Source organism: Streptosporangium sp. NBC_01469, from assembly GCF_036227305.1.
GTDB lineage: Bacteria > Actinomycetota > Actinomycetes > Streptosporangiales > Streptosporangiaceae > Streptosporangium.
Map to the genome: position 1 here is coordinate 5,590,111 of NZ_CP109465.1, position 14,776 is coordinate 5,604,886.

The window sequence follows — 14,776 nt, forward strand, 5'->3', positions numbered from 1 at the left end:
AGACCTCGGGGTTACCCGGTCTGCGAAGCGTCAACCCCCGCGCGCCGCCCAACCGCGACGCGACGGGAGAGTCCCCGGCCCTCAGGCCGGGGAGGAGTTCAAGAGGAGTGGACATGGCGCAGTGGTGCCTCGGTGTCGATCTGGGGACGAGCTTCTCCGCCGGGGTGATAGCGGCAGAAGGACGCTTCGACGTCCTGGAGGTCGAGGGGGAGCGGCGCATCCCCTCCGCGGTCATGCTGGACGAGCGCGGGACGCTCGTGGCGGGCAGGATCGCCCAGCGGGGCATCGCGATCAGTCCCGAGCGCGTCGAGCGCAACCCCAAGCGCTACGTCGGCCGGGGCCGGATGCTGCTCGGCGGCGTCCCGGTGGACGTGGCCGACGCCCTGGCGGCGCTGCTGGAGCTGTTCGTCAGCGAGGGACGGCGGCGGTTCGACGGCGCCGACCCCGACTGCATCGCGCTGACCCACCCGGTGGCCTGGGGCGCCGACCGCAAGGCGGTGTTGCTGGCGGCGGCGAGGAAGGTCGTCAGCGGCGTGCGGATCGCGCTCATCGACGAGCCCGTCGCCTCGGCCCGCTACTTCGCGTCCGCGGGACGGGCGACCGGCGGATCGCGGCTGGCCGTCTACGACCTCGGCGGCGGCACGTTCGACGCGGCCGTCCTCACCGTGGACGGCGGTGACTTCGCGGTCGTCGGCGAGCCGGGAGGCAGCGACGAGATCGGCGGCGAGGGGTTCGACGAGCAGGTCTTCGCGTTCCTCGGCGCCCAGATCGAGCGGCTCGACGCCGACTGGTGGCAGCAGGTGACCACCAACCCCGAGCGCCGCTACGTCAGCTACGCCGCCGACCTGCTCAAGATGGCCAGGGAGGCCAAGGAGACGCTGTCGAAGTTCGACACCTCCTCCCACTACGTGGTGGGCATCAACGAGGACGTGCACATCACCAGGGCCGACCTGGAGGACCTCATCGGCGAGGAGATCGTCAGGACGGTCGACATCCTCGACGAGACGATCCGCGGCGCGGGGGTCGAGTCCGGCGAGCTGGCCGCGGTGTTCATGACCGGCGGGCCCAGCAGGATGCCGCTGGTCCAGAAGGCCGTGCGCGAGCGCTTCGGCGAGCGGGTCAGGACCTACGACGACCCGAAGATCGTGGTCGCGTACGGCGCCGCGCAGCTGGCCTGGAAGCTCAAGGTCGAGCACCGCGAACCGGGCCGGGGCTCCGCTCCCGCCACCGGCGGTCACCCGGTCCCTCCCGGCACCTCCGGCGATCCCGGCGCCGGGCGGGTCCCCGGTGCGGGGCAGCGGGCCTTCACCGGCCCCGCGGACTCCCCGGTCCCCGCGGGCGGCCCCGCCGGGGGGCACCGGCCTCCCGGGGCGCCGGTCGCCGTCCCGGCCGCGGGCCCGCGGGCCTTCACCGGCCCGGCGGGCGGTGCCACCGGGGACCACCGGGTGCTCACCGGTCCCGAGGACGGCGCCACCGGCGGCCACCGGGCCCCCACCGGCCCGTCAGGGGGTCCCGGGGGTCCCGGGAGCGCCGGGGGTACGGCGGGCGGGCCCACGGTCCAGGGGATCGAGAAGGTCATGGACGCCGTCCTCGAGGCGCGGGCTGAGGCGGGCCGGGTCCTCGTCCACCAGGCCTTCGATAGCGGCCACCTCCTGCGCAGGCTCGACGGGATCGGGGGCCGCCACGACCGGGAGTTCCGCTTCGGCAGGCTCGTGGAGTGGGCCGCGTCCGGAGAGGGCGTCGTGGCCGTGGAGCAGGTGGGGCCCGCGCAGGTGCTGGTCCGCACCCTCACCCCCGACCTTGCCATCCGCGCCACCCACCCGATGCAGATGTGGGGCAACCCCACCGTGATCGCCCACGGCCGTACGGCGTGGGCCTTCTTCCACTCCCGGCAGGCCGTCCCGGTCGACACCGCGATGGGCCTGCCCTGGGGGGAGACCGGCCAGCTGGCCATGATCGAGCTCGACCTGGGCGGGAACCTCGCCTTCCAGGCTCCCCAGCCGCGCGAGCTGGGCCCGTACGCTCAGTGGTTCCTCAACGAGGACAACAGGCTGCGACGGCTGCTCGACCAGGAGGCCCCCAGCGGCACCGAGCCGTCGCCCTCGGTGGGCGCGCCGGGCTGCACCGTGGTGCTCGGGCAGTTCGGCAGCAACAAGCCGATGTTCCAGAACCGGCACCAGGACTTCAGGCCGTGGCAGGTCCTGTGCCTGGTCGACCCCGGCGGCGTCGTGCGCCCGACGGTGCGCGAGCCGGGGCGGAGCTGGCTGCACCAGGTGGTCCTGCACGGGGGCAGGTGGTTCACCTCCGGCTCGGCGGGGCTGGAGGCCGACACCGCGGACGGCAGGACCAGGCTGGTCATGCCGCGTCCCCGGGGCGGCGCGCTGCGCTGGTTCCCCGCGGGCAACCAGATCTACGCGGTCGGCACCGACCAGGTGAGCCCGGCCAGGGGCTGGTCTGTCGGGATCTTCGACCAGCGCTCCCAGACGCTGGAGTTCCTGATGGGCAAGCAGTCGGCGACCCTGGCCGGTCACCTCACCTCGCGGCACCGCTGGGAGCGTCCCAGGTTCGTCGCCGACGGCGACTCGATGTGGATGACCATGCTTGACGCGGGCCGCAGCAGGCTGCTGCACGTCACCCCCGCCGGGGCGCGGGAGGTGCACCGCACGCCGGGGATGTTCGAGCCGGTCGCCCGGGTTCCGACGGGTCTGCTCTGCCTGCACCGCCCCGCCGACGCGCTCGGCGCCACCCGCGACCAGCCCGCCACCCTGGTGCACCTGCCCCTCTGATCGTTCACGGCCCCCGCCCGGCAGGCGGGGGCCGTCACGGCTCCACGGGTGCGTTCCGGTTCCGTCCCGATCCTCGTTCCCCACCGGAGCGACGGCCGACGCCGACAGCGAGGTGGCGACGGCGGGCGACGGTGATCGGTCGCCGGCCGCGGTCGCGCGGCAGGGAGGTGTCCGGTCAGGTCGCGGCGGGCACCGGTCGTTCCGCGCCCAGGGCGGCCACCGCGGTGGCCAGTTCCCCGCGGAGCTCCTGGCCGCGCGCGGTGAGGGTGGCGATCGCGGCGATGCGGTCCTCACCCGACCTGCGGGCCTTGAGACGGTCGGCGGCCGAGCGGGCGGAGGCGGACTTCAGCTCGGCCCGCCTGCTCTCCAGCTCCCTGCGGCGCCGGGCCAGGCTCTCGTCCGCGGTCTGCTCGACGCCCACCCGCCAGGTCGCCACCATCCGCTCCAGGTCGAGCGTCATCTCCCTGGCGACCACCGAGAACTGGTCGCGCAGCGCCCCCCTGATCGCCGCCTGGCTGCGCTGCACCTTCTCCATCGAGCGCCGTCCCATGAAGATGGCCGCCCCGATGGCCGGGGCGACCAGGATGAAGCCCACCGGGCCGAGCAGGGCCGTGGCGAAGCCGCCCAGCGACAGCCCGATCGAGGCCGAGGGCAGCACGTCCCGGATCAGGTCCACGCTGCCCGGGTCGTCCGCGGCCAGGTCGCCCTTGACCTGGACCTGCGTCAGGTTGGGCATCGCGCGCCCGTCGGTGGCCAGGTCGACCGGGTCGAGGCCGAGATCGCGGGCGAAGGCGTCCAGCGTGGTCCTGGCCAGCGTCTCCACGTCGTACACGATCTGCGACCACGCCGCCTCCAGGGAGCGCTGCACGCTCTCCGGCAGCTCCGCCATGTACTGGTCGACCTGGGCCTGCTTCTTCAGCGTGGCGATCGTGTTCTCGTACGGCTGGCGGATCTCCGACACCCGCGCCGCCACGATGCCCGCCACCTCGCGCCCGAGGAAGGTGTTGGCCACCGCACCCGCCCTGCGGCGCCCCGCCAGCCCGGCGAGCTCCGCGAGGCCGGCGTCCACCTCGGCGAGCCGGGCGGTGACGTCGCCCTCGTCGTCGGAGCCCACGGCGACGTCGTCCTTCGCGCCGGTCGCCAGCGAGCCCAGCACCGACAGCGCGGCGGCGACCACCGTGGCGCCCCGCGCGGAGTCCCTGCCCTCGGCGAAGCCGCGCAGGTGCCGCTCCAGCACGTCCATGCCGCTGCGCGCCCGCAGCGTGTCGGCGCGCTCCGTGCGTCCCTCGCGCCGCTTGACCTCGGCGGCCTCGGCGAGCTTGGCGCTCACCGGGATCCACGGCGCCTCCAGGAGCGGGGCCAGCGTCGCCGCCCTGCCGGGACTCGCCGCGATCGCCTCGGTGACGAACGTCCTCAGGCGGGTCTTGTTCTCCTCCTGCAGGGCGCGCCAGTTGGCCGAGTCCTCCACCTTCGTCAGGACGAACGCGATCGCCTGGACCCGCTCGGCGGCCTCGGCGAGGAACTCCAGCTCGTGCCTGAGCACCGGCTGGTCCTGCGCGCTGAGGGTGAACAGCAGCGCGTCGGCCCGCTGCAGCATGGCCACCGTCACCTGCCGGTGGCCGACCGTCAGGCTGTCCACGCCGGGGGTGTCGAGCAGCCGCAGGCCGTCGAGCAGCGGGTTGTCGAGGGTGATGTCCACGCTGACGACGTCGCGGCGCTTGCCCGCGTCGCCGCGCATCGAGGCGTAGTCGGGGATCGACTCGACGGTGATCGGCGTCTGGACCGGTCCCGCGTCGGTGCTACGGTGCACGACGGCAGCGAGCTGGGGGCCGCGCCGCAGCGACAGGAAGCAGTTGGTGGCCACGTCGGCGTCGACGGGGAGCAGGTCGGGGTGGGCCACCAGCGTGTTGAGCAGCCGGCTCTTGCCGCGCTTCTGCGCCCCGGCGACCACGATGTCGGTGCACTCGTCCTTCCAGCGGCCCGCGCACGCGGCCAGCACCTCCGCGAGGTCCTTCCTGCCGCACTGCCCGGCCAGCGCGTGAACCTCGTTGGCGTAGCGCAGCAGCCTGGCCACGGGGCCGGTCGGGTCGGGGGTCGTCATGGTCCTTGTTCTCCTGTCGGGGATGGTTCGGGTGTCGGGGGCGCGCCCTCTCAGGAACCGCCGCCGTAGTGCGACCAGATGGCCTCGTACGCCTCGCACAGCGTCTCGGCCGCCCGCCGCTGCCGCAGGGAGAGCGGCCGGTGGGTGAGGACGCGGAACCGGGCGCCCAGGGCGGCGGCGTAGCCCGCGACCTCGGCGCGCGGCGCTCCGGGCGGCGCCCCGAGCTGGGTGGCCAGCTCGGACCCCGCGAGCAGGAGCTCCAGTGCCCGCCGGTCGTCGGCGGGGACGAGGGGGGAGGCCCGCAGCGCCTCGATCGCGGCGGGGTCCACCCGGACCGGGGGGAGCGGTTCGCCCCCGGCACTCGCGGGGGACGCCCCTCCGGTCCGTACGGCCCCGTCCGACGCCGCCTCCTCCAGGGCCGCCTCGTCCAGGGCCGCCTCGTCCAGCGCCGTGGAGACGAGGTCCTCCAGGACGGTCAGCACGTCCCTGGCCCGGTGCCCGCCGGTCCTGCCCTCGCTCATCATCGCCAGGGTGCGCCAGCGCATCGACGCCGCGGTGGCCGCGGCGGCGACCTCCGAGGCCGAGGTCCCCGAGGGCAGGCCGAGCTGCTCGGCGGGCTCGTCGTGGCGGGCCAGGCGCAGGAGTTCGGCGGTCATCTCCTCGTTCAGCACGAGCGTGCCCCGGCCGAGCGCCTCGGCGGCGGTGAAGATCCGCAGGCCGCCCAGGGAGGTCGCGATCGGCCGGTTCTCGTCGAGCTGGGCCGCGAGCGCGTCCAGGGTGGCGCGGTCGGCCCCCAGCGCGGGCGTGCGGGCGATCGCGCGCAGCCGGGTCAGCGCGTCGAGCGCCTTCAGCTGGTCGGCGCGACGGGCGAAGTGGGCGATGCCCGCGGCCACCGAGCCGGTCGCGGCCCGGCCCGCGGAGGAGTAACCCGAGCGTTCCAGCAGGTGGGCGGCGAGCGCCTCGGGGTCGGCGGTCCCGGTCGCGCGCACCGCGTCCACCGCGCTGGTGATGCCGTAGCGGTGCAGCCGCTCCACCAGCCGGTGCCGCACCTCGGCCGGTACGGGAAGTTCGGGCGCCGAGCGGAAGTCGTCCAGGTCCAGGAGATAGTCCTCCAGGTCGTCCTCGTCGAGCCCGGCCAGCGCCGCCAGGGCCGCCGCCTCCTCGGTGCCCAGCGGACGGGCCCGCGCGGTCTCGGCCAGCAGTCCGATCACCGGGACCACGTCGAAGACGGAGGTGCGCAGGTCCGCGTAGCCCTTGGCGGCGAGCCGCCTCGCGGTCGGCCACGGGTCGCCCTCGTCGCCGCGCCGGTCGACCTGGCCGAGCACGGCGAGGGTGTTGACGCAGCTCATGCCGCAGGCGTCGGTCAGCCCGCGGAACTCGGCCAGGGTGGTGTCGTCGAACTTCTGGACGTAGCGCAGCACGTAGATCATCGCCTGTGCGCGGTCGTCCTCGTCGCCCGAGCCGAACAGCATGCTCCTGGCCGCCCGCTCGTTGGCGACCGTCACCGTGTTCATGCCGGGGGTGTCGACGATGGTGATCGTGCGCAGCGACGGCAGGTCGAGGGTGACCCGCAGGCGCCGGATCCGGGCCACGTCGACGCCGAACTCGGAGGGGAGCCGGTGCCCCGGCAGCAGCCGGGAGTGGGCCACTCCGCCGTCGGTGAGCTCGACCGTGATGTGGCCGTCGTCCTCGCCGTACTCGTACTGGGTGACCACGAAGGTGCACTCGCCCGCGTCCACCGGGGCGACGGGCAGTCCGAGCAGCGCGTTCACCAGCGTCGACTTGCCGCTGCTCACCGCGCCCGCCACCGCGACCCGCAGCGGCGCGTCGAGGCCGGCGCGCACCTGCCCCACCCGCTCGCGCAGCTCCGCGCCGGAGAGCCTGGCCGAGGTGGTGTCGCACAGGCGGCGCAGCAGGTCCGCGGGCCCGGCGTTCACGCGTCACCGTTCCGGCCGCCCGAGGCGTTCTCGCGGGCGGGTACGCGGTTCCGGCCGTCCGGTGGAGGTGTCTGAGCGGGCATGTCCGGTATTTCCTTCTCGGTGGGTACGGGAGTTTGGTGGGTGCGGGAGCCGGTGGGGCGGGGTGGACGCGAGGGCGGGGGGCGAGAGGGGCGAGCTCCGGCGCGGTGAGGGCCGGGCGCTTCACCGCCGCACCGGCTTACCGCCGCTCCGCTCCGGGGTCCGGCGAGCCGTGGCGGTAGACGACGACCCGCGGCACGCGGATCACGCGCTCGCCGTCGGCGTACCCCCGCCTGATGGTCTCGGCCACGATGTCGTGCAGTTCGGGGCGTCCGGCCGGCTCGGTGCCGGCCGCCTCGTGCAGGCGCGGGTCGAAGCGCCGCCCGTCGGCGACGATCTCCCGGATCCCCGCGCGGTTCAGCGCCTCCAGCAGCGTCCCGGCCAGCCGGGGGTGCCGCTCGGCGAGCTGGTCACGGTAGTCGACGCAGGCTGTCACCAGCGCCTCGCGCCCCGGACGGCCCCCGGCGAGGAGCCGTTCCACCTGCTGCGTGAGCGCGGCGCTGATCCCGCTCGCCGCGACCTCGGCCAGCGCCCCGGCCAGCGGGTCCGCCGAGGGATCCGCCCCCGGATCGGCGGATGGAGCGGCGTGGTCCGCGCCGGGCCGTCCCGGTGCCGGTCCCGCCCCGCCCGCCGGGAACGGCGGCGTCCCCGGTGGTACGGGGGCCGCCCGCCAGGTGCCGGGAAGGGGGGCTCGCGGGGTGGGGCGGCGGTCGCGGTGCCGCAGGTACAGGCCCACGGCCACCACGGTCACCACGGCCAGGGCGCCCGCCGCCACCGCGAGCACCAGGGGCGGCGGGAGGAACCCGAACGGTGTTCCCACCGTGACGGTCCCCGCCTCCCCGGGATCCAGGGGGCGCACGCCGCCGTCCCGCAGTGGGACCGACGGCGCGCCGACCGCCTCTCCTCCGGGCCTCGTCACCGCGCCGCAGCCGGTCAGCACCGGCCAGGCCAGGAGCAGGGGAAGGAACGCGCGTCGGTCCCTCATCGCAGGCCTTTCTCGTCGGCCGCCCGTGTGACCCGGATCCGGGTCCCCCCTCGGTGAGATCACACGGGCTCGTGCCGGTCTCTCTGTTTTCAGACGGTTCAGACGGTCGGGAAGGGGCCTGCGGTCTCGGTGTAGTCGGCGACCCCGTCGCCGTTCAGGTCGACGCGCGTCTCGTCGATGTAGCCGTCGCCGTCGTGGTCGAGGTAGACGACATCGGTGACGCCGTCACCGTCGGTGTCGTAGCGCTCCTCGTCGGCGAGACCGTCACCGTCGACGTCGATCAGCTGGGCATCGGTGCCCCCGTCGCCGTCGTAGTCGACCAGGTCGGTGGTGGTCACGTCGAAATCGCTCATTGGTTCGATCCTTTCCGGTGGTGTTACATCGGATGAGAGTCACGATCGCACCGGATTGTTGCAGCCGAATCCCGGATTTCTTGGCGAATTTCCGAGAAGTCAGCCGTTTCCAACGACCTGTTCAGACAAAAAGGGATAAAGCGGACTGGAGGTGCCCGGAGATCGGCGTCTCAGCTGAGCGCGCGGGCGGTGTGGATCAGCGGAACGTGGCTGAACGCCTGCGGGAAGTTGCCGACCATCCGGCCGTAGCGGGGGTCGTACTCCTCGGCGAGCAGGCCGACGTCGTTGCGGAGCGACAGCAGGCGCTCGAACAGCTCGACGGCCTCGTCCTTGCGGCCGATCATCGCCAGGGTTTCGGCCAGCCAGAAGCTGCACGCCAGGAAGGCGCCCTCGCCGCCGGGCAGGCCGTCCACGTCGTTGTCGGGAGAGACCGGGTAGCGCAGCACGAAGCCGTCGACCATGAGCTCGCGCTGGATCGCCTCCACCGTCCCGACCACCCGGGGGTCCTCCGGCGGCAGGAAGCCGACGATCGGGATCAGCAGCAGGGCCGCGTCCAGCTCCTGCGAGCCGTACGACTGGGTGAAGGTGCCGCGCACCGGATCGAAGCCCTTGTCGCAGATCTCGGCGTGGATGCGGTCGCGCAGGTCCCTCCAGCGCGCCAGCGGGGCGGGCTTGCCGAAGGCCTCCACCTGCTTGACGGCCCTGTCGACGGCGACCCAGCACATGACCTTGGAGTGGACGAAGTGCCGTCGCGGACCGCGGACCTCCCACAGGCCCTCGTCCGCGTCCACCCAGTGCTCCTCGACGTAGGAGATCAGCTCGTACTGCAGGGTCCACGCCCGATGGTCCGCCTCGAGGCCGGAGACGCGGGACAGGTGCAGGGAGTTCATGACCTCGCCGTAGACGTCCAGCTGGAGCTGGTCGACCGCGCCGTTGCCGATCCTGACCGGCCGGGAGTTCTCGTAGCCGGGCAGCCAGTCGAGCTCCAGCTCCGTCAGCCTGCGCTCCCCGGCGACGCCGTACATGATCTGCAGGTCCTGGGCGCGGCCCGCGATGGCCCGCAGCAGCCAGGACCGCCACGCGCCCGCCTCCTCCAGATATCCGGCGCCGATCAGGGCGTCCAGGGTCATGGTGGCGTCGCGCAGCCAGCAGTAGCGGTAGTCCCAGTTGCGGACGCCGCCGATGTCCTCGGGCAGCGAGGTGGTCGGGGCGGCGACGATGCCGCCGGTGGGGGCGTACGTGAGCGCCTTGAGCGTGATGAGCGAGCGGACCACGGCCTCGCGCCACGGCCCCTGGTAGGTGCACTGCTCGACCCATTCGGCCCACAGCGACTCGGTCTCGCCCAGCTGCTCGTACGGGTCGATCTCGACGGGCCTGGGCTCGTGCGAGGGGTGCCAGGTGAAGACGAACGCCAGGCTGTCGCCCTCGGACACCTCGAACTTCGCCCGGTGGGCGTAGTCACTGCCCTCCAGCGGGACGGGGGAGTGCAGCCACACGGAATCGGGCCCGCCGACGGCCTGCAGCAGGCCGTCGCTGCGGCGCACCCAGGGCACGATGCGGCCGTAGTCGAAGCGGATGCGGATCTCGGTGGCCATCTCCACCGTCCCGGACACGCCCTCGACGATTCTCACCAGGTCGGGGTTGGTGTGCCGGGTGGGCATGAAGTCGGTCACCCTCACCGTGCCGGTCGGGGTGTCCCACTCACTCTCCAGGATGAGGGTCTCGCCCCGGTAGCGGCGCCGGGTGGCGTGCGGACGCTCGGCGTGCGCGGGGCCGATCCACCACTGGCCGTTCTTCTTGTCGCCGAGCAGCGCTCCGAAGCAGGAGGGCGAGTCGAAGCGCGGCAGGCAGAGCCAGTCGATGGAGCCGTTGCGGCCGATCAGGGCCGCCGACTGCATGTCGCCGATGAGAGCGTAGTCCTCGATCCACATGCCTCGAAGCTAGTGCCTTCGCGCGGTCCACGGTGGCCTCCGGAGGAACTGGGCGCCGGGCCGCGTCCTGGGCATGAAGAACTGGCTCAGCGGCCCGATGGCGAGGGCGAAGACGAGCGTTCCCACCCCCACGGTCCCGCCGAGCAGCCAGCCCGCCGCCAGCACGGTGACCTCGATGACGGTGCGCGCCGCGCGGATGGACAGGCCGAGGCGGTTCAGGCCGGTCATCAGGCCGTCGCGCGGCCCGGGGCCGAGCCCGGCGCCGATGTAGAGGCCGGTCGCCGCGCCGGTGATCACGACACCGAGCAGGAGGTACGCCCAGCGCGCGGCGAGCGCGTCCGGGGTCGGGAGCAGCCACATCGCCCCGTCGGCGAACAGCCCGAGGAAGACGACGTTGCTGAGGGTGCCCACTCCCGGTCTCTGCCGCAGCGGGATCCACAGCAGCATGACCAGGGCGCCCACGATGATGATCCAGGTGCCGATCGACAGGCCCATGTGGATGGAGAGCCCCTGGTGGAACACGTCCCAGGGGCTGCCGCCCAGCCGCGACTCGATCTGCAGGCCGACGCCGACGCCGTAGAGGGCAAGGCCCGCGTACAGGCGGGTGAGGCGGTTGGGAAGGGAGACGAGGGTGGGCAGGGAGAGTTCGCTCATGATGGTGTCAATCGTCCAGGCCACAGTTTCGGATCAAAAGGGCCAATTTCCGGAAGTGGCCTTAAAGTGGTCCTCATGGATCGGTATCTCAGCGGCTCCCAGCTCGCCCGCCTCCTGGCGATCGACCCCGCCGCCCGGCCGTACTACCGGGTCCTGGCCAGGACCGTGCGATCGCTGGTCCTCGACGGGCGGCTGCCCGTGCGGGTGCGGGTGCCCGCCGAGCGGCACCTCGCCGAGGCCCTGGGCGTCAGCCGCACCACCGTGACCTCGGCCTACGACCTGCTCCGCGAGCAGGGATACCTGGAGAGCAGGCAGGGCGCGGGAAGCTGGACCGCGCTGCCCGACGCGGGCTCGCTGGGCGTAGACAACCCGTGGATCGCCGCCCAGGACGACGGGCTGCTGCCGCTGCACGCCGCGGCCCCGAGCGCGATCTCGTCGCTGCCCGACGCGATCGCCGCCGCCACCGGCCAGTATCCCCGCTATACGCTCGGCATGGGCTACGACCCGGTGGGGATCGCCCCGCTGCGCCAGGCCATCGCGGCCCGCTACACCGCGCGCGGGGTGGCCACCCGGCCCGAGCAGATCCTGGTCACCACCGGCGCCCAGCAGGCCATCCACCTGGTGACCACGATGCTGCTCTCCCGGGGCGACCCGATGCTGCTGGAGTCGCCCACCTACCCGCACGCCATCGACCTGGCCAGGATGCGCGGCGCCAGGATCGTCCCGGTCGGCGTCCCCGACGAGGGCTGGCGTGACCTGGACCTGCTGACCTGCGCGATGCGCCAGTCGGCCGCCCGCCTCGTGTACGTCGTCCCCGACTTCCAGAACCCGACCGGGCACCTGATGGGCGACGCCGCGCGGGCGGCCCTGGCCGCCGCGGCGAGGCGGTACGGCACCACCCTGGTGGTCGACGAGAGCTGGAGCGAGCTGGCGATCGACGAGGGGGCCGGGGCCACGCCGCTGGCCGCGTTCGACACCGACGGCAGGGTGATCACCATCGGCTCGGCGTCCAAGCTGTGGTGGGGAGGGCTGCGCATCGGCTGGATCCGCACCAACGCCGCCACGGTCCGCCGCCTGGCCGTGCTCCGCGCCTCCGTGGACATCGCCAGCCCGCTCTTCGAGCAGCTGGTGGTGGCCAGGCTGTTCGAGGACATCGAGGAGGCCAGGGCCGAGCGGGCCCGCGGTCTCGGCGCCTCCAGGGACGTTCTGGCGGCCGAGCTGGCGGCGCGGATGCCCGACTGGAGCTTCACGCCGCCCCGGGGCGGCGGCTCGCTCTGGGTGCGGCTGTCCGGCCCCTCGGCCACCGCGCTGGCCGACGCGGCGGCCTGTCAGGGGGTCCGTCTCGCCCCCGGCCAGTGGTTCGGCGTGGACGGCACCCTGGAGGGGCGGCTCCGCCTCCCCTTCACCCAGCCGCCCCAGGTCCTCGTCGAGGCCGTGCGGCGCATCGCCGAGGCCAGGCTCAGGGGCGCGTACGGCATCCGCCCGGCCGAGCCCCTCACCCCGAGTCTGTGAACCGGCCCCGTCACCCCGCGGGGACGCGGTTCGGCCCGAGGCGACGCTCCTCGCCTGGAGCCGGTGAACCGGTCCCGTCACCCTGCGGGGACACGGTTCGGCCCGAGGTGATGCCTCTCACCCCGAGCTTGTGAACCGCCCCCGTCACCCCGCGGGGGTGCGGCTCAGTCCGACGTGACGCCCCTGGCCAGCGGGGCCCGCAGTCCCAGCCGCATGGCCGCGATCCGCAGCCCGAAGGCGAGGAGCGCGGCGGCCAGCGTGGCCGGCCAGCCGTGCAGGCCGGCGGTGTAGAGCAGTGCCATCAGCGCCGAGCCGAGCATGGCGGGCACCGCGTACAGCTGGCGGTCATAAAGCAGGGTGGGGATCTGCCCGGCGAGGATGTCGCGCAGGATGCCGCCGCCGACCGCGGTGGTGACCCCGAGCAGGGCCGCGTGCAGCGGGGTGAGGCCGAAGTGCATCGCCTTCTCGGTGCCGACCGCGCAGAACAGGCCGAGCCCCGCGGCGTCGAGGACGTTCACCGCGGGCATCACCCGTTCGACCTGCGGGTGCCAGAAGAACACGATCGCCGTGGCCACCACGGGAACGACCACGTAGCCGACGCTGGAGAAGGCCGCGGGCCGCACGTTCAGGATCAGGTCGCGCAGGATCCCGCCGCCCAGCGCGGTCATCTCGGCCAGCACGGCCATGCCCACCACGTCGAGTCGCCTGCGTACGCCGACGAGGGCGCCCGAGAGGGCGAAGACGAAGATCCCGACGAGATCGAGCACAGTATTCACGGATAAATCATCCCATGACCGGACATATGGGCTTTCCGTTGAGGGGGCGGGGTGGCTAGGGCGACGGGCTGGTGCTCGGCGCCCGGTGCTCGCGCATCATCGCATGCAGCCTGCCGGAGAACGCGAGCAGCACCAGCGACGCCACGATGGAGATCGAGGCGAGGGTGAGGAAGTACGCGGGCTCCGACATGTGGTTCTTCAACCGTCCCGTCTGCCCGCCCACCGCGTCGCCCACCGAGAAGGACAGGAACCACAGCCCGAGCATCTGACTCTTGAACGCCTCGGGGGCGAGCTTGGTGGTGACCGAGAGCCCGACCGGGCTCAGCGCCAGCTCCCCGAAGACCTGGACGAGGTAGACCAGCACCAGCCACCACACCGAGATCCTCCCGCTCTGGGCCAGCATGGCGGCCAGAGCCATGACCATGAAGCTCAGGCCGTTGACGAACAGTCCCACCGAGAACTTGTGGGGGGCGGTCACCCGGTTGCCCAGCCGGATCCAGAGCGCCGCGAAGACCGGCACGAAGATCATGATGAACAGCGGGTTGAACGCCTGGGTGATCGCCGGGGTGATCCGCAGGCCGAGCAGCGACAGGTCCGTGTTGTGCTGGGCGAAGAACAGCAGCACGGTCGGCGCCAGGTCGTAGACCATCCAGAAGATGGCGGCGGCGACGAACAACCAGACGTACGCCTTCATCCGGGAGCGCTCGTCGTCGGTCAGGTTGTGGCTGCCCAGCAGGATGTAGCCGAAGTAGAGCACCGGCACGGCCACGATGAGCAGCGTCATCACCAGGGCGAAGGTGTCGAGGCCGAAGGTGCCCGAGGCCACCCACGCGGCCAGCGCGCCGCCCGCCACGACGACGGCCACGACGAGGGCGAGGGTGAAGTGCCGGCGCTCGCGCGGGGTCATCCGATGGCCTGGCCGCTCGCCCACGCCCATCAGGTGGCGCCTGCCCAGCACGTACTGGACCAGGCCCAGGGCCATGCCGACCGCCGCCGCGCCGAAGCCCAGGTGCCAGCGGTCGTCCTGGGCGAGCCAGCCGACGACGACGGGGGCGATGAAGGCGCCGATGTTGATGCCGAGGTAGAAGATCGAGAAGCCCGCGTCCCTGCGCGCGTCGTCGTCCCGCGGGTAGAGCTTGCCGACCATCGTGGAGATGTTGGGCTTCAGCAGCCCGGTCCCGGCGATGATGAGGAGCAGCCCGAGCGCGACGAACACGCCGGTCCTGACGGGGATGGCCATGCTGATGTGGCCGCACATGATGACGACGCCGCCCCACAGCACCGCCCTGCGGGCGCCGAGTATCCGGTCGGCGATCCAGCCGCCGGGCAGGGCGACGAGATAGATGAGGGCGCCGTAGATGCCGATGATCGCCTGGGCGGTCTGCTCGGTCAGCCCGAGGCCGCCCGTGGCGGGGGAGGCGGCCATGAAGGTGGCGAGGATGGCCCGCAGGCCGTACCAGCTGAAGCGCTCCCACATCTCGGTGCCGAAAAGCGTGGCGAGGCCGCGCGGGTGCCCGAAGAAGGTCTTCTCGCGAGCTCGTCTCCCCGATGGCATGCGTCCCCCCGAACGTCATCGCGTGATCAGAGGCTAACTCTACGTACGCATCCTGTCGGGATGGAAAAGACGGTTGTGCAATGTGGCGTTTCTTCTCCCTTTCAG

The 14,776-nt window shown here is 73.0% G+C and carries 10 protein-coding genes; 2 read left to right on the top strand and 8 right to left on the bottom strand.

All coding sequences use genetic code 11. The features are described from left to right. The first annotated feature begins 113 nt into the window (after positions 1–113). On the top strand, positions 114–2,786 hold the full coding sequence (locus tag OG587_RS24520; protein WP_329079155.1) for an Hsp70 family protein: 2,673 nt from the start codon (positions 114–116) through the stop codon (positions 2,784–2,786). Between the two features lie 175 nt (positions 2,787–2,961). Here OG587_RS24520 and OG587_RS24525 read toward each other — a convergent pair whose 3' ends face one another. The 6 genes from OG587_RS24525 to yczE all read right to left on the bottom strand — a co-directional run bounded on the left by OG587_RS24525 (position 2,962) and on the right by yczE (position 10,828). Beyond that, complete coding sequence (locus tag OG587_RS24525; protein ID WP_329079157.1) at positions 2,962–4,887, bottom strand: dynamin family protein; 1,926 nt, start codon at positions 4,885–4,887, stop codon at positions 2,962–2,964. Positions 4,888–4,937: 50 nt separating this feature from the next. Next, complete coding sequence (locus tag OG587_RS24530) at positions 4,938–6,824, bottom strand: dynamin family protein (protein ID WP_329079159.1); 1,887 nt, start codon at positions 6,822–6,824, stop codon at positions 4,938–4,940. A gap of 220 nt (positions 6,825–7,044) precedes the next feature. Next, positions 7,045–7,890, bottom strand: coding sequence for a nucleotide exchange factor GrpE (gene grpE, locus OG587_RS24535; protein WP_329079161.1), 846 nt, complete (start codon positions 7,888–7,890; stop codon positions 7,045–7,047). Positions 7,891–7,988: 98 nt separating this feature from the next. Continuing rightward, positions 7,989–8,243 carry a hypothetical protein gene (locus OG587_RS24540; RefSeq protein WP_329079163.1) on the bottom strand — a complete coding sequence of 85 codons (255 nt, stop codon included), beginning with the start codon at positions 8,241–8,243 and terminating at the stop codon, positions 7,989–7,991. A gap of 170 nt (positions 8,244–8,413) precedes the next feature. Further along, positions 8,414–10,174: a glycoside hydrolase family 15 protein gene (locus OG587_RS24545; protein WP_329079165.1), complete on the bottom strand. Its 1,761-nt coding sequence runs from the start codon at positions 10,172–10,174 to the stop codon at positions 8,414–8,416. A 9-nt stretch (positions 10,175–10,183) separates the two neighbouring features. Beyond that, positions 10,184–10,828 carry a membrane protein YczE gene (yczE, locus tag OG587_RS24550; protein WP_329079166.1) on the bottom strand — a complete coding sequence of 215 codons (645 nt, stop codon included), beginning with the start codon at positions 10,826–10,828 and terminating at the stop codon, positions 10,184–10,186. Between the two features lie 75 nt (positions 10,829–10,903). On the opposite strand from yczE, the gene yczR reads away from it, so the two are divergent. Further along, positions 10,904–12,340 (top strand): MocR-like transcription factor YczR, encoded by a 1,437-nt coding sequence (gene yczR / locus OG587_RS24555; protein WP_329079168.1) that lies wholly within the window; start codon positions 10,904–10,906, stop codon positions 12,338–12,340. Between the two features lie 164 nt (positions 12,341–12,504). Here the strand turns inward: yczR and OG587_RS24560 are convergent, their stop codons facing one another. Both OG587_RS24560 and OG587_RS24565 read right to left on the bottom strand, forming a co-directional pair. Further along, entirely contained in the window at positions 12,505–13,116 is a 612-nt protein-coding gene (locus OG587_RS24560) for a trimeric intracellular cation channel family protein (RefSeq protein ID WP_329079170.1), read from the bottom strand. Between the two features lie 55 nt (positions 13,117–13,171). Then, complete coding sequence (locus tag OG587_RS24565; RefSeq protein WP_329079172.1) at positions 13,172–14,671, bottom strand: peptide MFS transporter; 1,500 nt, start codon at positions 14,669–14,671, stop codon at positions 13,172–13,174. Between the last annotated feature and the right edge of the window lie 105 nt (positions 14,672–14,776).